The organism is Cohnella candidum, from assembly GCF_003713065.1.
Classification (GTDB): domain Bacteria; phylum Bacillota; class Bacilli; order Paenibacillales; family Paenibacillaceae; genus Cohnella; species Cohnella candidum.
The window spans coordinates 4,004,330-4,024,978 of record NZ_CP033433.1; the positions used below are offsets into that span (position 1 = coordinate 4,004,330).

Below are 20,649 nucleotides of genomic sequence, written 5' to 3' on the forward strand. Positions count from 1 at the left end.
TCACTCCTCGACGCGAATCACCCGGTTGGTCAAGCCGGTACGGAGCACGTTCACGTGAATCTCGACCGAGATCACCGTTTTCGGGAACATATCGGGCCAGCGGGAGCGGAACTCCCGCTTCCACTTCTTCGGGTCCTGCCGGTACAGCGACTGCCCGAATCCGAAAATATCGCTTTTGTACTCCTGCTGTACTTTCCGGCTGGCTTCCTGGATCCGTTCTTCGATGTCTTCCTTCATCAAGCCCTGGACGTAATTCACGTTGCGGGATTTGTTCAAATCGATCGAAGAGGTATTCTCGTAGATGTTCTCGTCGATGTTGATCACCAGCCGGACGAATAAGCGGTCATCGCGCACGGACAGGCGGCGTTTCACTTTCACGTCCTCCAGCTCCGCGCTGATCTTGCCGGCTCCCGCGGATTTCGGCACTTCGATCGTAATGACGCCTTCCTTTACCCGATTCCTGACCCACATGGCGCCTCTGCCTTGTTTGCTGTCCAATTGCCCGACCATACTGCTTCTGCGGAATACGGCGAGCCCTGTCACGGACAGGTTATTCATACCGCTTTTCCCCGTCTCCGAAGGGACGATCTCCACGATGGGGGTAAAGGGTTCTTCCCCTTCCGAAGTCAGCATGTTCACGAAGTCGATCAGCCGGACTTTCGGAATGAGCTCCTGCTTCATCTCTTCTTTCAGCACTTCGGACGGAAGCTTCTCGAATTTCGATTTGAAGTTGAGGACGTCCGAAGCCGTCGTTTTCGAGACGACCAGGAAGCTTTTAAGCTGGGATTGCCGATACCGCTCGAAAAAGTCCAAGTAAGGTTCGATCCCCCGGACAGCCAGCGCTTGGCCGATCACGAGCAGCCGGCTGTGGGCGAAAAATATTTTGCGCGGCAGTTTCTCCTGCAGGCTGCGGTAAGTGTCCATGATCGTGTCGCCTTCCTCGGAGACGACCCATGCGGCGGACGTTTCGATTTTGCTCTCCGAGCCGCTCTGGGCCGATCCGGAACCGATGAGCCGGGGAATGGCGAGCATCAGAGACAACCGGATTTTCCCGTTCTCCGCCACGTCCAGGCCCGTAGCCGTGACGATCGCGATATCGTTCACTTCTACCCTGCTCCAGCAGCCGTTCAGACAGACAGCGGCCAAGAGAAGGTTCAAGAGGAGGAAAAATTTCCGCATGCCCATACTCCTTTTCCGCCTTTCGCTTGCGTCACCCTCCCGCGTTTCCTCCCTTGCTTGGGCCGGGCCGCATGCCCGGCTTCATTCTCCGGCGGTTCACTTTGCCCGTCTGCAAAGGCCGCAGGACCATCGACCACCATGGGGCCCTCACCGCCGTGTCCTTCAATCCGCTCGCATTCGTCGGGGCAAAGGGCGCTAAATAAGGAACCCCGAAGGAGCGCAGCTTGGCCAGATGGATAAGTACCGCGAGCAATCCGAGCACGAGTCCGTACAATCCGAATGTAGCCGCAAGAAGCATCATCGGGAATCGAAGGAAACGGATCGCGAGACCCTGGGCATACGCCGGAAAAATGAAAGAAGCGATGCCCGTGAAGGAGACGACGATGACCAGCATGGCGGAGACGACGCCTGCTTGGACGGCGGCCTGTCCGATGACCAGCGCTCCGACGATGCTGACCGCTTGACCGACCGGCCGCGGCAGCCGGATCCCGGCCTCCCGCAATCCCTCGAAGGCCGCCTCCATCAGCAGGGCTTCCACGATGCCGGGGAATGGCACGGCCTCCCGCGAAGAAGCGATGCTGAGCAGGAGGCTCGTCGGAATCATTTCCTGATGGAACGTTGTGACGGCGATATAAATCGACGGGAAGACGAGCGCGCTGAAAGAAAGCCAAAACCGGAGCAGCCGGGTTGCCGACGCGACGATATAGTTCTGGTAGTAATCCTCGGTCGCTTGAAGCGTATCGATGAACGTTCCCGGAGCGATCAGCGCGAACGGCGTATTGTCCACGAGGATCGCCACCCGTCCTTCGAGGATGCTTCCGGCGACCCTGTCGGGCCGTTCGGTGTTGAGCAGCTGCGGGAAAATGCTGAGCGGATTGTCGCAAATGAGCTCCTCGATATAGCCGCTTTCCAAGACCGCGTCGATTTCGATGCGGCCGAGCCGATTCCGGACTTCCTTCAGCACCTCCGGCAAGACGACGGAATCCAAATAGACGATGGCGAGGGAGCATTGGGATAAGCGCCCCATCTTCATCGTTTCGACCTTCAGATCGGTCGTGCCGAACCTTCTTCGGACGAGCGTGATGTTCACGCCCAGGTTTTCGGTGAACCCGTCCCTCGGCCCCCGGATGATCGGTTCGGTGGCGGGCTCTTCCACGGCACGCTTGTCCAGCTTCTGCATGCTGACGAGCAGGATGGACGGCACGCCGTCTACCAGCACCGCCGCTTCCCCCTTGCATACCGATTCGGCGGCGGCCTTGATGTCCGTCTCGTTCTTCACGTGATCGGCATGAATCCACACCGACACGTTCGGGGGAGCTCCGGCGGCTTCCGCGAAGATCCGCGCCGAGCCGCCCATCAGCGGCTCAAGCACCTTGGCTTCCAACCGCTTCTCGTCGACCATGCCTTCGATGAAAACGATGGCCCCGCTTTGTCCTGAAGACAAAGCGAACGTGCGGTAGACGACGTCGGAGCAACGCTCGAATTCTTGCTGCAGAAGCGCCAGATCCTGCGCAAATTTCCCGCTGGCGACGCTTGCCGGGCCTGGCGTCTTCACCACGCTCCTCCCGGCGTCGACGTCCTTTGCAAGTACGCGAACAAGTTCGTGAGGGTGACGGAAATCACCGCGATGACCACGTAGAATCCGAACAGATAAACGAAATTCATCCATTCGAACAGGTAGAACATATCGATGAGCGATAACAACGGTTTAACGACGAAAGCGAATATCGCGCATAGCACGATCAAGCTTAGATAAACATTGACGCCGCGTTTCATCGCCCACTGGTAGACCAGCATGAAGCATACGGGAACAAGGGCCGCATCCAGGGCAATATTAACCGGGATAAACGGGAGCACCTTGTAGGGGTACTCCCACCATCCCCGCATCACGCCCAAATGGTCGGTATAACTGAATACCATGTGAACGCACAATCCGAAGAAACCGAGTCGGAAGGCTTGGGACTTATCGAGCTTAATGAAAAGCACGGCAAGCGGTACAAGCAGCAGCATCAAACAAGTCCAAAAATACGGACTCGTATAATTGGAGTAATCGTTCCAGTAATCGGTGATGCCGTTGGACACCGATTGGTTCGCCTGACGGATCCGCTCGACCGCCTGCTGCTGCTCGCTTGTCATGCAAAGTGCCCCTTCCGATCCAAACATATGGTTAGTTTCTCCAGTCGGGTTTCGAAAATACGACGACGACGCGTTTTAGGAAATCGGGTCGAAGTCTTTTCGTTTGCTTAGCCAATGGGTGATCACATAAATCAAGAATTGGATCGGCAACGAATAATACCGCTGCCAATGGTTGCGCGTGTAGATTTCCAACCATTCGAATATCGGTTCTCCTATGTATGAGGTGACCAGGGCAAACAATAGACCTTTCACGATCGGATGGAGCGTAGGTCGGACTTGAATCAAGAACATGACGAAAATCGGCATCAACGTGAGATCCCATGGAAAATAGGTGGGAAGCACGGGGATGAGATTGAATCGGTAATGCCACAATCCGAACTGGTCGCCCATGACGTCGAGAACGAGCGAGATCACCATGACGAACATACCGCTGTAGAGCAGACGGTCCGTGCTTTCTTTTTTCCTGTACATCACCCAGATCACCCAAGGAATGACCGAGAGAGCGAGCGCGAGCCACCACAGCCGGGAGAAAAGCACGTGATGAACCCAGAATTGGATCTTTTGCCGGATCAATTCATGGATTTGGTGCGTATTCTCATCGATGAACGCGATTTCTTTTTCTTTGTCCATGCGCATCCGGTTCCCTTCATGAACTATAAGGGTTATTGTTGCCCTTCCCGACCGGCGATAGACGGCTAATGGCAACGAAAAAGGAGTCCGAACCGCCATCGGTTCGAACTCCTCTCATTCTCCTTGCTTCCGGGCCCGGTGCCGGACGCCCCATTCGTACATGATGTCGAAAATCGGCTCCAGCGTTCGTCCGTAATCCGTCATTCGGTATTCCACTCTCGGCGGCATTTCCGGAAACACGGTGCGTTCGACGAGTCCGTCCTGCTCCAGTTCCTTGAGTTGCTGCGTCAGCATCTTCTGCGAGACTCCCGGAATCAGCCGGCGAAGCTCGTTGTACCGCCTTCCGCCTTCCTGCAGGTGCCAGAGGATGAGCATTTTCCATCTCCCGCCGATGGCCTGAATGGTCTCGTTCACGTGGATGTAGCAATCGATGTCTTCCTCGTTGTAAGCCGGATCCGCCCTCAAAGAATCCAAAAACATCGGCAAGCCGCCCCCTTCCGCAATTCCTACTTCGAGGTAACTATCCGAAAATAAAGTGCCTTCTGTTCTGTCGTCCCCTTCCGTATTATGCTGGACGCATCCAATCGGAAAGGGAGTATGAAAATGATTCAACGATTTGCAGGCAAAGTCGTCCTCGTCACCGGAGCTTCCCGCGGCATCGGCCGCACGATCGCGGAGCGTTTCGCCCGGGAAGGAGCGAAGGTCGTCCTCAATTATTCGCAAAACGGCCGGCTGGCCGAGGACGCTGCCGCCGAGATCCGAGCCGCCGGAGGCGAAGCCGTCGCCCTGCAAGCGGACATCAGCCGCCCGGCGGAAGTGGAGCGGCTGTTCCGCGAAACGTCGGAAGCGTTCGGCGGCCTCGATATTCTGGTGAATAACGCAGGTATCATGATGACCAAGCCGATCGCCGAATTCACCGAGGAAGACTTCGACCGGATATTCGCCGTAAACGTGAAAGGAACCTTTTTCGCCATCCAGCAGGCGGCCCGCCACATGAACCGTAACGGCCGCATCATCAACTTCTCGACGTCCGTGACGGGATCGATGTTCCCGGGCTACAGCGCTTATGCGGGAACCAAAGGCGCCGTCGAGCAATTCACGAGGCAGCTCGCCAAGGAGCTCGGACCGAAGGGCATCACGATTAACGCCGTCGCTCCGGGACCGGTCAACACGGAATTGTTTTTGGAAGGGAAATCGGAAGCGCAGGTTCAAGCCATCGTCAACATGAACTCCTTCGGCAGGCTGGGCGAGACGGACGATATCGTCGGCACCGTGCTTTTCCTCGCGGGAGAAGAAGCCGGGTGGATGACCGGCCAGACGCTGCGCGTGAACGGCGGTTACGTCTGACGTTCTAGGACGTGGCCTTGATCTGCTTGCTTCTGAGCTGGCCGCAGGCAGCGTCGATGTCCGTGCCATGCTCCAAACGGACGCTGACGCTGACGCCTTGTTTCTTCAAGGCGTCATAGAAATCGGTGATGGCTTCCTGCGTGCTCCGTTGATACTGGCTGTGCTCATCCACGGGGTTGTACGGAATGAGGTTCACGTTCACGAGCGGACGGCGGTCGCCGATCAGCTCCGCCAGCTCCAGGGCAATCTCGCGGCGGTCGTTGACGTCCTTCAGCAGAATGTACTCCAACGTGATTCTGCGGCGGGTCCGCTCGAGGTAATAGTCGATCGCTTCCATGAGCTTCGCGATCGGGATTGCCCGGTTGATTTTCATGATCCGCGTCCGAAGCTCGTCGTTCGGGGCATGCAGGGAGACGGCCAGGTTCACGCCCGGATCCTCGTCGGCGAATCGTTTGATTTTATCCGCCAGTCCGCTTGTGGAAACGGTGATATGCCGCGGTCCGATGGCGAGCCCCTTCGGGTCTTTGACGATCGCGAGGAAATCCTGCAGGTTGGCGTAGTTGTCGAACGGTTCGCCGATGCCCATCACGACGATGTGACTGACCTTCTCGCCTTTGCCCGCCCGGTCCAGGTAGAGCTGGACCTTCATGATTTGCTCGGCGATTTCCCCGGCCGACAGGTCGCGGCTCTTCGCGAGCAGTCCGCTGGCGCAGAAGCTGCAGCCGATATTGCAGCCGACCTGCGTCGTGACGCATACCGAAAGGCCGAATTTGTGCCGCATCAGAACGGTTTCGATCAGGTTCCCGTCCTGCAGGCGGAACAGGAATTTCACCGTGCCGTCCACCGACTCCTGCTTCGTGTGCTCGGTTAACGTTTCAATTGCGAAATGGTCCTCCAGCAGCCGAACACACTCGGCGTTCACGTCCGACATGCCGGAAAAGGCCGCCACGCGTTTCCGGTACAACCCTTCCCACACCTGCGTCGCACGGGACTTCTTATGTCCACGCTCGCCCAGCCATTCGGCCAGCCGCTCCGCCGTTAACCCGTATATGGATTGCTTGTTCATTCGTAATCCTCTCTTCGAAAAAACCTTGATCTATAGATTATACCATTTACCGCGCCGGCGATGAATTCTCGTGAATGTAAAAACAGGGGTGCCCAGCCTTGGGCACCCCTGTTCAATCGCGGAATCGGCAGTCTTGAAGCCGAATCATCCGCGTGTTGTATTTGAGCTTGTAGCCCAGATACATGAGCAGAAAAAGCGGAAGCCCGACGTACGTGGCGGCGACGCCGGCCCAATCGACGTTCGCGCCGAACAGCGGGTATCCCTGGCCGATCATGACGAAGAAGCAGATGACGAAAGCGACGATCGGCCCGAATGGAAACCACCGCGCCCGGTACGGCAGCTCGTCCAACTGGTGTCCCTGCGCGACGAACGCCCGACGGAACCGGTAGTGGCTGATCGCGATGCCAAGCCAAGCGAGGAACCCGCACATGCCGGATGCGTTCAGCAGCCACACGTAAACGACGCCTGCTCCGTACAGCGAAGCGAGAAACGCCAGCAAGCCGACCGCGGCCGTTAAAGCCAAGGACGCGGACGGAATGCCTCGGCGATTGAGCCGCGACAACCAGGACGGCGCCTTGCCTTCCTTCGCCATAACCCACAGCATGCGGGTGGACGCGTACATGCCCGACGTGCCGGCCGACAACACGGAAGTCAAGATGATCGCGTTCATCAGGGAAGCCGCGAAAGCGAAGCCGGCCTTCTCGAAGACGATCGTGAAAGGGCTGACCGCGATGTTTTCGACGCCGGATTGCAGCAGCAGCGGGTCACGGTACGAGATCAATGCCCCGATCACGAGGATGGACAGCAGGTAAAAGATGAGGATGCGCCAGAAGATTTGCTTGATCGCCTTCGGCACGTTTTTCGCCGGATCCTCGCTCTCCACGGCGGCGACGCCGATCAGCTCCGTTCCCTGGAACGAGAAGCCCGCGGTCATGAACACGCCGAACACGGCCAGGAAGCCGCCCGCGAACGGCGAGTCGCCTTCCGTGAACAGTGAGAAGCCCCTAGCGCCTCCCCTCAGAATGCCGACGATCATCAGAAGCCCGATCACGATGAAGACGATCACCGTTACGACCTTGATGAGCGAAAACCAAAACTCCGACTCCCCGTATGCCCGGACGGACATGTAGTTGATGCCCGCCATAATGATGAGAAACAGCGCGCTCCACAGCCAGTCGGAAGAGCCGGGCAGCCAGTATTTGATGATGAGGTTCGCCGCCGAAATTTCCGCCGCGATCGTGATCGCCCAGTTGAACCAGTAATTCCATCCCAACGCGAACCCGAGCGCGGGATCGACGAAACGGGTCGCGTACGTGCTGAACGAACCCGACAAAGGCATGTATGCCGCCATTTCGCCCAAGCTCGTCATGAGAAAATACACCATGAACCCGATCGCCCCGTAGGCCAAGAGAGCGCCGCCCGGTCCCGCCGAGTGAATGGCGCCCCCGCTTGCGACGAACAGCCCCGTTCCGATGGAGCCGCCGATGGCGATCATCGTCATGTGGCGGGCCTTCAGCCCGCGGACGAGCTGTTTCCGGTTGCTCGAGCCCTCGCTCATCGGCATGCCCTCCGCGTTGAATGAATCGATCTAAGGTCGTACTTGGAAGTACTGGGACTATTGTGAGCGTTCATGCCCATTTCATGCATGTCGGCGGGATTCCGGCCATGTGCTATACTTAACACGTGTTCACAAGAAACGAAGGGGAAGCACTCATGACTCCTATGACCATAGACAGCGGATCCAAACGCCGGAACGTCGGGATTTTCGCTCATGTCGACGCGGGCAAGACGACGACCACCGAGCATTTGTTATACGAAAGCGGACGCATTCGCTCCCTAGGGAGCGTAGACCGGGGTACGGCACAGACGGATTGGCTGGACGTGGAGCGCGAGCGCGGCATTTCGGTGCGCGCGGCCGTGACGATGTTCACGTGGAAGGACGTTGCCGTTAACGTGGTGGATACGCCGGGTCACGTCGATTTCCTGTCCGAGGTGGAGCGGTCGCTGCGCGTCATGGACGGCGCGGTGCTCATCGTGTCGGCTGTCGAAGGCGTCCAGTCTCAGACGGAAATCATCTGGCATGCTTTACGCAAGCTGGCGATTCCCACCGTAATCTACGTCAATAAAATGGACCGGATCGGAGCGGATGCGGACCGCGTGCTGGCCGACATCCGCAAACACTTGTCGCCGATGGCGGTACCCGTGCAGCTGGCGAACGGCGCCGAAGAAACGTTTGCCGGCTCCTTCGACTTATGGTCGCCTGCCGATGCGGAGACGCAGCCGGCTCAAGCGGACATGCTGGAAGCCTTGGCGCAGACGGACGAAGCGCTGCTCGAACGTTATTTGGCGGAAGGAGCGCCTGGTGGCGCTGAGGGATTGGCGGATTGGAAAAAAGAATTCGCGCGCCTGACCGCCCAATGCGAGCTGTTCCCCGTGCTGTTCGGCGCGTCCGGCAAAGGGATCGGCATTACGGCGCTGCTGGACGGCATCGTCGATTACCTGCCCGCTCCGGAAGGGGAGGCTAACGCGCCGTTATCGGGCGTCGTGTTCAAAATCGAGCGGGACAAAACGATGGGCCGCATGGCGTTCGTCCGCCTGTACCAAGGGACGATCCGCAACCGCGACACCGTGAAGAACGCGACGCAAGGGATCGACGAGAAGGTGACCCAGATCCGCAAGGTCGACGGGCGAAAATCGGAGGACGTCGGCGTCCTGGAAGCCGGCGATATCGCCGCCGTCTGCGGGATGCAGCATGTACGGATCGGCGACGTCATCGGCAGCGAAGAAGCGGTGCCGCAGGAAGCGAGGCTGGCGATTCCGCTGCTGACGGTCCAGGTCCACTGGGCCGCCGCGGCGGATTATCCCGCAGTCGTGGCGGCCTTGCAGGAGCTGGCGGACGAAGATCCGCTGCTGGACCTGCAGTGGCTGCAGGAGGAGCGCGAGCTGCACCTGAAGGTCATGGGGCCGATCCAGCTTGAGGTGCTGACGCAAATCCTCGACAATCGGTTTGGCCTGAAGGTCACGTTCGGGCAGCCTTCCGTCATTTACAAAGAGACGTTAAGCGGCACGGGCGAGGGATTTGTGGCTTACACGATGCCCAAGCCCTGCTGGGCGATTCTTCGCTTCCGGATGGAGCCGCTCCCCCGGGGATCCGGGCTGCAATATGATGCGCATGTACGCTCGGAGGATCTGCTGCCGCAGTACCAGAACGAGGTCGCCCGCCGCGTGCCGCTAGCGCTGCAGCAAGGCATGTACGGCTGGGAGGTCGTCGACCTGCGGGTGACGCTGATCGAAGGACAGCATCACGTCTGGCATACCCATCCGCTGGATTTCGTCGTGGCCACGCCGATGGGAATCATGGACGGCCTGAGCCGGATCGGCACGAAGCTGCTGGAACCGATGCTTCGGTTCCGCCTCACCGTGCCGGAAGAGTTCGGGGGCAAGGTGATGAACGACCTTGTCCTCATGCGGGCGGCATTCGAAGCGCCCGCCCTGCATGGCGACCGGATGACGATCGAAGGCCGCGTTCCCGTCGCGACATCGCTTGAATACGCGGTCAAGCTGGGTTCTTTGACGAAAGGCCGCGCCTCGCTGTCCACTTTCTTCGACGGCTACGAGGAGTGCCCGCCGGACGTGAAAGCCGAGCGGCCGCGGAGGGGCGTGAATCCGCTGGACACGTCCAAATACATCCTGAGCGTACGCAACGCGTTGTCTTCTTCTTAAGCAGGCCGATGGCCGTGGACGAACCTACAATTGCGGCCGACAGGTGACGGTTGCCGGCTCCGTTCGCGATTCCTCCGAATATGCTGTGGCATGTCCTTCTATGGAGGTGATATGCCAAATGCTGCAATTAAGCGGAATCGTGGGCGGGAATGCGCCTATTCGGCTCGGCCCGAAACAGAGAAGAGATCTGCAAACGATCGTCATCGACGTGCCGAACGGCAAAAAGCTGATCCTGAAGCGATTGAACTTCCTGTTGTCCAACGACGCGTTCGTCTTCATCGTCGAGGCTCTGCCCGGCACCGGAGTGTTCCGGGCCAAGGGCGGATCGGGCGATCTGAGGCCGAACAAAGTGCTGTTCAACAACAAGACCGGCGACACGGTCAGGATTTTCCTGAACATCGCCGTGCTGAACTCGGCGAAAAACACCCGAAACCTGGACCCGCAATCCACTTGGCTGCTCAAGTTGGCTCGCTGCTCGATTAAATAATCAAAGAGGGGACTTGCGCCCGCAGGACGTTGGTCTCTGCGGGACAAGCCCCCTTTTCATTTGCCCCAAATGGTCTTGCCCGTGTACACCCCCTGGCGGGGCGCTTTAAACGGAACTTGTGCCAAACGCGAAGAACCCTCCCGGGCGGGAGGGTGACGAAACGCCGGCTACGGTTGATCCCGCTTGGCCAGCTTCTCCTGGGCGAGACGGATCATTTCCCTGACCATGGACCCTCCGATCTTGCCGCCGACATGTCCGGCATCTTCCGTTGAAAGCTCTCCGTTGTCTCCCGGCTTGAGCGGCACGCCTAGATCTTTGGCCACTTCGAACTTCACGTCGTCCGGCCGGGCCGGATTCACGGAATAGCCTTCGTTTCTCATGACGTCTGCCTTAAAATTCTGCATGCCCCGCTCCGCTCCGGGCACCAAGTATCTGCGCCTTCTGGACATTCCCGCTCACTCCCTTGCCTTTTCCCCTAACATGCCCGGGAGTGCAAAGGCTCATGCTTCACCGGCGCATCATCTGCGGATCAACGTCCTGCGGTCCGTATCCCACCGCCAGCCCGCGTCCTTTCCGCTCACATGCAAGCCGCCATACCAACCGTCCGTCTCTCTGAATGCCATCCAGTCCGCTTCTCCCGCTTTTACTTTTCGTCCCAGCTCCGTCAAGCTGACTTCAGCCTCGCGCAAAGGCGAGGGGTCCGGACGGCCAAAGTCGGGAAACGACGAGATTCCGCGAACGCTCAGCAAGGGTTGAGGCCTTGCCGTCATGGCCGCCAGATGCCGCCAAAATTCCAAGTCGCCCATTCCCAGCAGACGCAGCCGGTCTCCCGCTTGCCCGAACAAGTCCAACGGTCGAACACACCCTTCGGCGACCAAATCGAGCACCGTTTGTTCTACGATACCGGCACCATTGCGCACGGAAGGCAGCCTGGCCAAATGCGCTTCGAAGGCGTCCCGAAGATAGGGCAGCGCAGCCGTGTCCTCGTTCAACAACCGCAGGTGCTCTTCCGGTTCCGGAGAAGAGTAGGCTTTCCACGCCATGCGGCCCAGCTCGAGCTCCTCGCGGCTGACGGGATGACAGGTCCCCGCCAAGCCGATCAGTTGCTGCGCCGTCAGTTGCCCCAATCCCCGAAAATCATCCTCGCCGGGATACGAGCCGATGCACAGCAGATTCAGCCGGATCTCTCCGTACGGCCGCCTTGAAAACCAATCCAGCAGAAAGAGGAGCATCGTCTGGTCGTACAGGTCGTATTCGAACCAAAGCACGACCTCTTCGCCCTTCTGGAGCTCCTTAAGTACCCGAAGCTGTTTCTCGCAGGTTTCCCGGTACAGATACTGCGGAATGCCCAAGGTGGTCTCCAGATACTCGGCTCTCGCCGCAAGGAGACGGCTATCCGCCATATCCGGGAAGACCGGTCCGTAAGAATAAATTTCCGTCCACGGCATCACCTTCCCTTGTACGCCGCCTTGCCGTAATTTCTCCGCCACGGAATCCCCGTTAACGATATGAAGCATGCCGCCAACTCCTCCCCATCCGGCCTACTTGGATACATACGGATTGCCGAGCTCCCAAAAACGCCAGGGATAATCGCGTGCCTCCCCGCTGTTGTCGATGCCGATGCGGGGACCGGCCATGACGGTGCCGGGCGCCCTCCCTGCCGCGATGAACAGCGGCAGCTCGTAAAGCGGCTTGCCGTAATCGGCTTTCACGATGCCCAGCGCGCGGGCCAGCTTGCCCGGACCGCTCGTGAGATCCCGCTCCTTCTTGACCGCACCGCGGCGGGCATACATGAGATCGATCCCGGCGCAAGGCTCTACCGCGCGGATCAATACCGCTTCAGGCTTGCCCTCCTCGCCGGCTACGACGTTCAGGAGCGTATGCGTATGCATTTCGTAAATGTAGGCGAATCCGGGCCGGCCGAACATGACTTCCGTCCTCGCGGTTCTCCGGTTGCCGAAGCTGTGGGCCGCCCGGTCCTCCGGCCCCGCGTAAGCCTCCGTCTCGACGATCCAGCCGGACGCGGGACCGGCGGGCGTTTCCTTGACGAGCAGCATGCCTAGCAGCGCCGGTGCCAGCTCCAGCGCGGACCGCTTGAAAAATGAGGGATCAACCGGTTGCATCAAATCGTTTATCCACCTTTGCATATCGCTTTCTATAACGAACGATCATCCTCTGTTATAGTTCGTCCGTATTGAAAGTATCTCCTCCTTCGATTCTGCCGGATTGGAAGCCTTTATAAAACCACCGTTTTCTCTGATCGGAGGTTCCGTGCGTGAAGCTTTCGGGGACGACATAGCCTTGTGCCTTCTTCTGCAGCGTGTCGTCGCCGACGGCGCTTGCCGCATTCAGCGCTTCTTCCAGGTCACCTTGCTCCAACACGTTCATGTCTTGCTCATAATGGGCCCATACGCCGGCCAAATAATCCGCCTGCAGCTCGATGCGCACGGAATGCTCGTTCGACCTGTCCGAACCGTCGCCCATCGTGCCGAGCAGGGTTTGCACGTGATGGCCGACCTCGTGAGCGATCACGTAAGCCATGGCGAAATCCCCGGGCGCGCCGAACTTCTGCTTGAGCTCGTCGTAGAAACTCAAATCGATGTACAGTTTACGATCCCCCGGACAATAAAACGGCCCAACCGACGAGCCGGCCGTCCCGCAAGCGGACTGGACGCTGTCCGTGTACAGCACCAGCGTCGGTTTTTCGTATACCCGGCCTTCCTCCTTGAACACTTGCGTCCACACGTCTTCCGTATCCGCGAGAACGACCGACACGAACTGCGTGAGTTCCTTTTCATCCTGCGTTTCCACATAAGCGGAGTTCGAGTTCGAGTCCGCTCCCGTTCCCGTCAGCGAATTCAGCAAATCTCCCGCATTGCCGCCAAGCAGCGTGGAGAGCAGCAAAATAATCAAACCGCCGATGCCGCCCCCGATGAGCGTTTTCCCTCCCATACCCCTTCGGTCTTCCACGTTGGAGCTGCCTCTTCTGCCTTGCCACTGCATCGCGATTCCCCCTTTACCCGCCAGGGCACCTTGTTTAAGTGATATACCCAAAAACGGCGAAGAGGCCGTCCGGAGCTCGATTTGACGCGAGCCCGGACAGCCTCCGGGGTGAGAAATATATTCTTTTCTGACGCTTATGCTTTCGCTTCGTTTACGATTTGACGAAGACCTTCGACGATCGGCGTTGCCGGACGGCCGAGCAGTTTCTCCAGATCGCCGCTTTCCACGTCGAGATATCCGCCGCGGATTCCGCTTTGGATGGCCAAGAGGAACGGGACGAACGCTTCCGGTACGCCGGCGCTTGCCATGATGCCCGCATACGTCTCGTCATCGACCTGCTGCACGGGAACGTCACGACCCAGCACGCCGGCGAGGATGGAAGCCAGCTCCTCCTGGGTCAGCGGCTTGCCGGACAGCTCGTAAACCGTGCTATCGTGTCCGTTGCCGGCCAGAACGGCGGCTGCGGCATGCGCGTAGTCCCGGCGTGCCGCCCAGCCTACTTTACCCGAGCCTGCGGACGTCAGCCACGGTGCACCTGCGATTACGGCTTGCACGGAAGACGCTTCGTTTTCCAGGTACCAGTTGTTGCGAAGGAAAGAATAGGGGATGCCCGTTGCCCGGATCGCTTCTTCCGTCACTTTATGGACGGGGGCGAGGAACAAATCGCTGGCCCCGGCATTCGCCAAGCTGGTGTACGCGATGAATCCAACGTTAGCGCGTTGGGCCGCTGCCACGGCTGCCTGATGTTGACGGATCCGGGTCTCGTTGTCGCCGTCCGCGGATACGATCAGGAGACGGTCCACGCCGGCGAACGCTTTGTCCAGCGTTTCCGGATGGTCGAAATCTCCCTGACGAACCTCAACGCCCCGAGTTCGCAAGCCTTCGGCTTTCTCCGGATTGCGGACACTGACTGCTACTTGGTCCGCCGGTACCAACTCCAGCAGTTTCTCTACAACCAGCGAACCGAATTTCCCCGTTGCGCCTGTTACCAAAATTTTCATCATGATTCCTCCAAATTTGTAGATTCGTTGCAATCACTGTCGTTATAACAAGATCGATTACAACGTCTGTATAAAAAAAGCTCCGGTAAGAGCTTTTGATATCACGCGAATTGGGTGGTCAGACTCTCCAGCGTCACTTGGGCCAATCTCTGCTCCATCGCGGATTGGGCCTCTTGCATTTCCGTGCGAAGGACCGCCTCGATGTTGCGTCCGACGGGACAATTCGGGTTCGGGTGCTCATGGAAGTTGAACAACCGTCCCTCTTCGGCAGCCTCGACGGCGCGGTAAACGTCCAGAAGCGTGATCCGATCGGGAGCTTTCCGCAGAGTAGCTCCTCCGACACCGGGGCGCACCTCGACGAGACCGGCCTTCTTCAGCATCCCCATGATCCTGCGGATGATGACCGGGTTCGTATTGGCGCTGGCCGCGATGAAATCGCCGGTGCAATCTTGGGGACTCACCGCGATCAGGGAGAGAATATGGACCGCGACGGAAAATCTGCTGCTGATCTGCTTCATGGGTATCACCACCGTTGTAACCATTCTAGTTCTATCTCTGGGCGATTGTCAAGCGGAGCCCCAGACCGCGATCGCGAACGAGATCGCCAGATACAGGCAGAGAGGGCTGTACAGCCAGGTGTCGTTGCGCGAGAATACCGAATGCTTCACCGTTTTGAAGAACCCGACGTACTTGAAGTCGCCGACCGCCCTCAAGAAAAATACGGCCGTGCAAAGGATGCAGCAAATCCTTGTAAAGGCGTTCGAATCCAGAAGTGACAGCTGCCCGGACTGGACAAGCAGGAGAAGACCGACCGCCAGCACGATGAAGGCAACGGCGAAAGTCGGCGCCGGTCCCGGCACAAACGCGGGACGGCCGCCCTCCTTCTGCGGCACCGCGGCTTTGCCGCCCCATTGGCCGCCGAACGCCCAGTATACATGGATCGCGCTGATCAGAAACAGAATGATAGCGGCGGCGCTCACTACGATCATTTGCATTGGTCTTCTCCTCCTTCAACTGTAAGCCGCCTGTTAGATCGGCGGAGTACACCACTGATCCAGCACCCGCTTCACTTCCCCCGCCGAGATCGGTTTGCCGATAAAATCTTGCATGCCTGCGGCCAGACATGCCTCCCTGTCTTCGCTGCGGGCGAACGCGGTTACCGCTACCAGCACGGGAATCCGGTCGGCGGACAGCGTCTCCCTTATGCAGCGCGCTGCTGAGATGCCATCCATCAGGGGCATTTCAATATCCATGAATACGAGATCGTAGTGATTGCGCTGTACCGCCTGCACCGCTTCTTTGCCGTTCTGGACGACGTCCACCGCGCAACCTGTTTTCTCCAGCATCCGTGCGAGCAATCTTTGGTTGACGTGCGTGTCTTCAGCGATCAGGATCCGCAAAGTCTGTATTCGGCTTCCGGCAGAGGAATCCATCTCGGCGGCTTCGGCCGATGTCGCATTCTCTTCGCTTGTCGGTTCAACCGCTTCATCTCCACGTTCGGTTATCAGAATGAATCGGAAAGCGGAGCCTTCCCCTTCCAAGCTCTCTACGGAAATGCTTCCGCCCATGAGTTCCACCAGCTTCTTGCATATCGACAAGCCCAGTCCGGTGCCCCCGTATTTTCGGTTAAGTGAGGGATGGAGCTGGGTAAACGGTTGGAACAGATGATCCAGCTTTGCCGCCGGAATTCCGATGCCGGTATCTTTCACTTCGATCTGAATGGCAAACTGACCTAAGTCCCTCCGTGAGATCAAATCGACGGTAATCCGGATGCTGCCGCGTTCGGTAAACTTCACCGCGTTGCCGACTAAATTGACGAGTACCTGCCAGAGCCGCGAAGAATCCCCCATGACATAATGGGGAATCGCCGGATCGGCACGGCTGGACAGGGAGACGCCTTTCTCCGCCGCCTTGCTGGAGAATAGCTCCGCGACTTGGCCGACCACGTGCCGGATATCGACGGGCTCCCGCCTGATCTCCATTTTTCCCGCCTCGATTTTGCTCAAATCCAGGATCTCGTTCAAAATCTGCATTAAAGCTTCACCGCTGGTCCGGATCATCTCCGCGTAATCCTGCTGTTCTTCATTGAGAGGAGTATCCAGCAGCAAATCCGTCATCCCTATGACTCCGTTCATCGGGGTGCGCAGTTCGTGGCTCACGATCGCCAGGAATTCCGATTTGGCCGAATCGGCCTTTTCCGCGGACTCTTTGGCTCGGATGATCTCCTTTTCGCCGGTGATGTCGCGAAACACGACAACGGCGCCTTTGATCTGCCCGTGATCGAGAATCGGAGTGACCCGGTATTCCGAGAGGAAGCTTGAGCCATCCGTTCTCCAAGTGAATTCCTCGGGGATATAGCGCGGTTGGCCGTCCCGGATGGTTTGCAGAACCGGAGATTCTTCCGGACGGTAAGGGATGCCGTCAGCCCTGGAATACGCAAGGAGTTCCCGGTAATTTTTACGGAGGAATTGATCGGCCCCATAACCTAATATGGCGGCTCCGGCCGGGTTGATGAACGTGATGTTCCCATCCTCATCAAGTCCGAATATTCCCTCCGAAACCGAATTCAAGATCAGGGATCGCTCATCGTTAAGCTTCTCGATTTGTTCCATGTAACGTTTGCGTTCGGTAATGTCGACGGTGATGCCGTAAACCCCGACGACCTCGCCGTCTACCACGATCGGAATGTTCGTGGAATTTATTTCCACGTCATGGCCGTCTTTGTGAAGGATGGTCAGATCATAGCTCTGCGGCTCTCCCTGCTTGGCCAATTCGAAATTTCGGATCGTCCTGTCCAAATCCTTCGGATGAACGAGGGGACCCCAATACTTTCCGATCAGCTCTTCCAAGGTATATCCGGTAATTTTCTCGAGGTTCGCGTTCGCGGTCAAATAATCCCCGTTGAGTTTCATGGAGTATACGGCGGCGGGGTTGTTGTCGAATAACGATTTATACCTCTGCTCGCTCTCCTCCAACTGGCGTTGGTATTCTTTTCTTTCCGTAATGTCGCGGGTAATGGCCACGATCTCCCTGAACTCGCCGGTATCCGGATCGACCGTGTACCTTCCGGAGCTCTCTACCCAGATAAACCGTCCGTCCTTACGCTTGATCCGATAATCGACGGTATAGGCATCCGCCTTCAACTGCTGTTCGATCAAGTAATCATTAACGCGCTGCACGTCGTCGGGATGGAAATAGTCGTAAGCGCTGGTTCCCGTGAGTTCAGCGGGATGATAGCCGAGCAGCTTCAACGCGGAAGGTGAAGCGTAGAGATATTCCGCGCGTTTATCGGCAGAATGTCGGGATATGAAGTCCAGCGAGTTTTCGGAAATCAAGCGGTATTGCCGTTCGCTTTCCCGGAGCTGTCCTTCCATCCGTTTGCGTTCCGTAATATCGACGACCGTGCCCGCGAGCTTGTCGATCCGGCCGTTTTCATCGCGCATGGATTTTCCGAGCGCATGGATGATGCGTATTTGACCATCCGGTTGGACGATGCGGAATTCCCAATCATAAGAACCACCCTCTAGAGCGAGTTGGAACATGGCTCGCATCCGTTCACGGTCGTCCGGATGGATGCACGCCAGGTAACGATCGAAATCCGCTTCGCTCTGAGTAAGACGGTAGCTGAATATCCGTCGCATCTCTTCCGTGCAAGTAAAACGGTTATGAAGGACATCCCATTCCCACGATCCGATTTTCGCGATTCGCTGGGACTCGGCAAGCATATCTTCATTTCGTTTGCGTTCCGTGATGTCGCGTCCGATGCCGATAATCCGTTCCACTTCGCCGACCGCATCCCTCAAAATATGGAAGGCGGTTTCAAACCAAACGTAGTGCCCCGTTTTGTGCCTGACCCGGCAAATCCATAGGTCTTGATCCGTGAAGCTGCGCGATGCCGCTTCCCGCAAGTCGTCGGGATGGTAAAAAGCCAAGTTGTTTCGACCGACAACCTCACTCTGTTCGTACCCGAGCACGGGTTCTATGGAAGGGCTGCAGTATCGGGTAATCCCGTCCGGCGTACTCACCGTGATGAGATCCTGCGTATTTTCGAAAATGAGATTGTACATCGCTTGGTCGTTCAGGACTTTCTGTTCCGCCTCTTTACGGGCCGTGATATCGATGTATTGAACGATCAGGAACTCAGGCTTACGCGTGCCTTCTTCCCGAACCAGGGAAAGATGGACGGATACCCATAAAACCGAGCCGTCCTTCCGGAGATAACGCCTGTCGTAGGAAAAAACATGTTCTTCGTCGATGAAGGTTTCTAAAATGCGGCTGTGGTCGATATCCAAATCGTCCGGATGCGAGAATTGTTTGTCATGCATAGACAACAATTCTTCTTCCGTATAACCAAGCATGCGACACAACGCCCCATTGACCCGGATCCACCGCCCGTCATCCGGGGCTGCGACGGCGATGCCGATCGGTGCATGCCGATAAATATGCTCAAAAATCGAGGGATGGCCAACGCAGGCGTCTGTCATTTTTGCTCCCCTTCTCATTTTACAACCTAACTATATTCTATAAACCTTTGGGCCCGGTTTGAAACAGCGGCGGGAAAACGAAGGAATTCCGAAGGAATGTCCATGTTAATTTTTCTTCCACCTTCCCCCAAAAATATAATTTGCGTCATAATAGTTGACATACAATTCAGTTGCACCCTATAATATCCCTAAATCACATGCCGTTTCACCCCTATTTCAACCGAATACGGAAGGGCACAAGGGCGTGCCCGCACCTGGCAATGAAGCCGGAAGCCGTCGAGTCATCGACTGCCTCCGGCTTTTCTGTTGCTTCTGAAACATTTACATGACCGTTCCAAACCGGAGAGGAGAATGCGAAATGAAAAAACAAGGGTTTTTGCAAGCCGGACACAAGCCGTCGTTGTTCAGCGCGTTTCTGTACTTTGACGTCAGCTTCATGGTGTGGGTCATGATGGGACCCCTCGCGGTCATCATCATGAACGACTTCGACATGACGGCGGTCCAGAAAGCGAATCTCGTGGCGCTCCCGACGCTCGGCGGCTCCATCTTGAGGCTGGTGCTCGGATACTTGACCGACCGCATCGGACCCAAACGCACCGGGCAGCTTGGCCTGCTGCTGACCATGGTGCCGCTCGTGTGGGCATGGCTCTTCGCCAACAGCCTGAGCAGCCTGTACGTCATCGCGCTGCTGCTCGGGATCGCGGGCGCCAGCTTCGCCGCCGCCCTTCCGTTGGCAAGCCGCTGGTATCCGCCGCAATATCAGGGCCTGGCCATGGGGATCGCCGGAGCCGGCAACAGCGGGACGATCTTCGCGACGCTGTTCGCCAACCGGATCGCCAACTCCTTCGGCGATTGGCATCCCGTGTTCGGCCTGGCTCTCATTCCGATCACCATCGTCTTCATCGTGTTCTCCCTGCTGGCCAAAGACAGCCCGCAGCAACCCGCTCCGCTTAAGATCGCCGATTACGGCCGCGTGTTCCGTTTCCGCGACACCTGGCTGTTCTGCCTGCTGTACAGCGTCACCTTCGGCGGATTCGTAGGCATGTCCACGTACCTGACCATTTTCTTCAACACCCAATACGGGCTGTCGGCCGTCCGTGCCGCCGACTTCACGACGATCTGCGTTATCGGGGGCAGCTTCTTCCGTCCGGTGGGCGGTTGGCTGGCCGACCGGCTCGGCGGCATCCGCATGCTGATCATGCTCTACGCCGGGGTAAGCGTGTTGCTGTTCGCCATTTCGTCGCTCCCGTCTCTCAGCCTCATTATCGCGCTCCTGTTCGTCATGATGATGATGCTGGGCATGGGCAACGGGGCCGTATTCCAGCTCGTTCCGCAGCGATTCCGCAAGGAAATCGGCATCATGACCGGCATCGTCGGCGCCGCGGGCGGCTTGGGCGGCTACTTCCTGCCGAAAATCCTCGGCACCATCAAGCAATCCGCCGGCAGCTACGCGCCGGGCTTCCTGATTCTTGCGGGAATCGCGATGCTGTGCGCCCTCATCGTGATCGCCGTGCAGAAGGATTGGAAAGCCACCTTCGTCGGCAACGGCGGCCGCGCCCAGGCGGCCGATGAGCTGACGGCTCAAGCTTAACA

At 57.9% G+C, this 20,649-nt stretch carries 19 protein-coding genes; 4 read left to right on the plus strand and 15 right to left on the minus strand.

The genetic code is table 11. The features are described 5' to 3' along the window. From EAV92_RS18315 to EAV92_RS18335, 5 genes are all read right to left on the minus strand, one after another. Positions 1-1,179 (minus strand): Ger(x)C family spore germination protein, encoded by a 1,179-nt coding sequence (locus EAV92_RS18315; protein ID WP_164472845.1) that lies wholly within the window; start codon positions 1,177-1,179, stop codon positions 1-3. Positions 1,180-1,210: 31 nt separating this feature from the next. Then, entirely contained in the window at positions 1,211-2,734 is a 1,524-nt protein-coding gene (locus EAV92_RS18320) for a spore germination protein (protein WP_241158309.1), read from the minus strand. Then, the gene (locus EAV92_RS18325) at positions 2,731-3,315 is read right to left on the minus strand and encodes a CBO0543 family protein (protein ID WP_123042433.1); all 585 of its coding nucleotides are present in this window, start codon (positions 3,313-3,315) and stop codon (positions 2,731-2,733) included. Before EAV92_RS18325 ends, EAV92_RS18320 begins: the two co-directional genes overlap by 4 nt. Before the next feature lie 75 nt (positions 3,316-3,390). Next, positions 3,391-3,945 (minus strand): CBO0543 family protein, encoded by a 555-nt coding sequence (locus EAV92_RS18330; RefSeq protein WP_123043802.1) that lies wholly within the window; start codon positions 3,943-3,945, stop codon positions 3,391-3,393. Between the two features lie 114 nt (positions 3,946-4,059). Continuing rightward, entirely contained in the window at positions 4,060-4,425 is a 366-nt protein-coding gene (locus EAV92_RS18335) for a winged helix-turn-helix transcriptional regulator (RefSeq protein ID WP_123042434.1), read from the minus strand. 126 nt (positions 4,426-4,551) lie between these two features. On the opposite strand from EAV92_RS18335, the gene EAV92_RS18340 reads away from it, so the two are divergent. After that, positions 4,552-5,292: an SDR family oxidoreductase gene (locus tag EAV92_RS18340; protein WP_420888833.1), complete on the plus strand. Its 741-nt coding sequence runs from the start codon at positions 4,552-4,554 to the stop codon at positions 5,290-5,292. A gap of 4 nt (positions 5,293-5,296) precedes the next feature. Here EAV92_RS18340 and rlmN read toward each other — a convergent pair whose 3' ends face one another. Both rlmN and EAV92_RS18350 read right to left on the minus strand, forming a co-directional pair. Beyond that, positions 5,297-6,358, minus strand: a complete 1,062-nt coding sequence (rlmN, locus tag EAV92_RS18345) for a dual-specificity RNA methyltransferase RlmN (RefSeq protein WP_123042435.1) — start codon at positions 6,356-6,358, stop codon at positions 5,297-5,299. Between the two features lie 112 nt (positions 6,359-6,470). Continuing rightward, positions 6,471-7,922 (minus strand): amino acid permease, encoded by a 1,452-nt coding sequence (locus EAV92_RS18350; protein ID WP_123042436.1) that lies wholly within the window; start codon positions 7,920-7,922, stop codon positions 6,471-6,473. A 149-nt stretch (positions 7,923-8,071) separates the two neighbouring features. Between EAV92_RS18350 and EAV92_RS18355 the strand changes: the two genes are divergently transcribed. Both EAV92_RS18355 and EAV92_RS18360 read left to right on the plus strand, forming a co-directional pair. Then, positions 8,072-10,081, plus strand: a complete 2,010-nt coding sequence (locus EAV92_RS18355) for a GTP-binding protein (RefSeq protein ID WP_338134379.1) — start codon at positions 8,072-8,074, stop codon at positions 10,079-10,081. Between the two features lie 118 nt (positions 10,082-10,199). After that, on the plus strand, positions 10,200-10,568 hold the full coding sequence (locus tag EAV92_RS18360; RefSeq protein ID WP_123042438.1) for a hypothetical protein: 369 nt from the start codon (positions 10,200-10,202) through the stop codon (positions 10,566-10,568). A 167-nt stretch (positions 10,569-10,735) separates the two neighbouring features. On the opposite strand, the gene EAV92_RS18365 is transcribed toward EAV92_RS18360, so the two are convergent. The 8 genes from EAV92_RS18365 to EAV92_RS18400 form a co-directional block, all read right to left on the minus strand. Further along, entirely contained in the window at positions 10,736-11,017 is a 282-nt protein-coding gene (locus tag EAV92_RS18365; RefSeq protein WP_123042439.1) for an alpha/beta-type small acid-soluble spore protein, read from the minus strand. A 69-nt stretch (positions 11,018-11,086) separates the two neighbouring features. Next, positions 11,087-12,085: a DUF1835 domain-containing protein gene (locus EAV92_RS18370; RefSeq protein ID WP_123042440.1), complete on the minus strand. Its 999-nt coding sequence runs from the start codon at positions 12,083-12,085 to the stop codon at positions 11,087-11,089. A 24-nt stretch (positions 12,086-12,109) separates the two neighbouring features. Beyond that, entirely contained in the window at positions 12,110-12,691 is a 582-nt protein-coding gene (locus EAV92_RS18375) for a DNA-3-methyladenine glycosylase (protein WP_123042441.1), read from the minus strand. 55 nt (positions 12,692-12,746) lie between these two features. Further along, positions 12,747-13,571: a KPN_02809 family neutral zinc metallopeptidase gene (gene ypfJ / locus EAV92_RS18380; protein ID WP_123042442.1), complete on the minus strand. Its 825-nt coding sequence runs from the start codon at positions 13,569-13,571 to the stop codon at positions 12,747-12,749. Between the two features lie 134 nt (positions 13,572-13,705). Beyond that, positions 13,706-14,572 carry an SDR family oxidoreductase gene (locus EAV92_RS18385; protein WP_123042443.1) on the minus strand — a complete coding sequence of 289 codons (867 nt, stop codon included), beginning with the start codon at positions 14,570-14,572 and terminating at the stop codon, positions 13,706-13,708. 101 nt (positions 14,573-14,673) lie between these two features. Next, the gene (locus EAV92_RS18390) at positions 14,674-15,090 is read right to left on the minus strand and encodes an Rrf2 family transcriptional regulator (RefSeq protein ID WP_123042444.1); all 417 of its coding nucleotides are present in this window, start codon (positions 15,088-15,090) and stop codon (positions 14,674-14,676) included. Between the two features lie 48 nt (positions 15,091-15,138). Then, positions 15,139-15,567, minus strand: coding sequence for a DUF3995 domain-containing protein (locus EAV92_RS18395; protein WP_123042445.1), 429 nt, complete (start codon positions 15,565-15,567; stop codon positions 15,139-15,141). 33 nt (positions 15,568-15,600) lie between these two features. Further along, on the minus strand, positions 15,601-19,074 hold the full coding sequence (locus tag EAV92_RS18400; protein WP_123042446.1) for a PAS domain S-box protein: 3,474 nt from the start codon (positions 19,072-19,074) through the stop codon (positions 15,601-15,603). 340 nt (positions 19,075-19,414) lie between these two features. Here EAV92_RS18400 and EAV92_RS18405 point away from each other — a divergent pair, with 340 nt between their 5' ends. Beyond that, on the plus strand, positions 19,415-20,647 hold the full coding sequence (locus EAV92_RS18405) for a nitrate/nitrite transporter (protein WP_123042447.1): 1,233 nt from the start codon (positions 19,415-19,417) through the stop codon (positions 20,645-20,647). The last annotated feature ends 2 nt before the right edge of the window (positions 20,648-20,649 follow it).

Bases quoted from the DNA above. Each gene is read 5' to 3' on its own strand.
- rlmN (WP_123042435.1), bottom strand. From the start codon at position 6,358: ATGAACAAGCAATCCATATACGGGTTAACGGCGGAGCGGCTGGCCGAA.
- EAV92_RS18390 (WP_123042444.1), bottom strand. From the start codon at position 15,090: ATGAAGCAGATCAGCAGCAGATTTTCCGTCGCGGTCCATATTCTCTCC.
- EAV92_RS18370 (WP_123042440.1), bottom strand. From the start codon at position 12,085: ATGCTTCATATCGTTAACGGGGATTCCGTGGCGGAGAAATTACGGCAA.
- ypfJ (WP_123042442.1), bottom strand. From the start codon at position 13,571: ATGCAGTGGCAAGGCAGAAGAGGCAGCTCCAACGTGGAAGACCGAAGG.
- EAV92_RS18330 (WP_123043802.1), bottom strand. From the start codon at position 3,945: ATGGACAAAGAAAAAGAAATCGCGTTCATCGATGAGAATACGCACCAA.
- EAV92_RS18400 (WP_123042446.1), bottom strand. From the start codon at position 19,074: ATGAGAAGGGGAGCAAAAATGACAGACGCCTGCGTTGGCCATCCCTCG.
- EAV92_RS18375 (WP_123042441.1), bottom strand. From the start codon at position 12,691: ATGCAACCGGTTGATCCCTCATTTTTCAAGCGGTCCGCGCTGGAGCTG.
- EAV92_RS18355 (WP_338134379.1), top strand. From the start codon at position 8,072: ATGACTCCTATGACCATAGACAGCGGATCCAAACGCCGGAACGTCGGG.
- EAV92_RS18395 (WP_123042445.1), bottom strand. From the start codon at position 15,567: ATGCAAATGATCGTAGTGAGCGCCGCCGCTATCATTCTGTTTCTGATC.
- EAV92_RS18350 (WP_123042436.1), bottom strand. From the start codon at position 7,922: ATGCCGATGAGCGAGGGCTCGAGCAACCGGAAACAGCTCGTCCGCGGG.
- EAV92_RS18360 (WP_123042438.1), top strand. From the start codon at position 10,200: ATGCTGCAATTAAGCGGAATCGTGGGCGGGAATGCGCCTATTCGGCTC.
- EAV92_RS18335 (WP_123042434.1), bottom strand. From the start codon at position 4,425: ATGTTTTTGGATTCTTTGAGGGCGGATCCGGCTTACAACGAGGAAGAC.
- EAV92_RS18365 (WP_123042439.1), bottom strand. From the start codon at position 11,017: ATGTCCAGAAGGCGCAGATACTTGGTGCCCGGAGCGGAGCGGGGCATG.
- EAV92_RS18325 (WP_123042433.1), bottom strand. From the start codon at position 3,315: ATGACAAGCGAGCAGCAGCAGGCGGTCGAGCGGATCCGTCAGGCGAAC.
- EAV92_RS18315 (WP_164472845.1), bottom strand. From the start codon at position 1,179: ATGCGGAAATTTTTCCTCCTCTTGAACCTTCTCTTGGCCGCTGTCTGT.
- EAV92_RS18405 (WP_123042447.1), top strand. From the start codon at position 19,415: ATGAAAAAACAAGGGTTTTTGCAAGCCGGACACAAGCCGTCGTTGTTC.
- EAV92_RS18385 (WP_123042443.1), bottom strand. From the start codon at position 14,572: ATGAAAATTTTGGTAACAGGCGCAACGGGGAAATTCGGTTCGCTGGTT.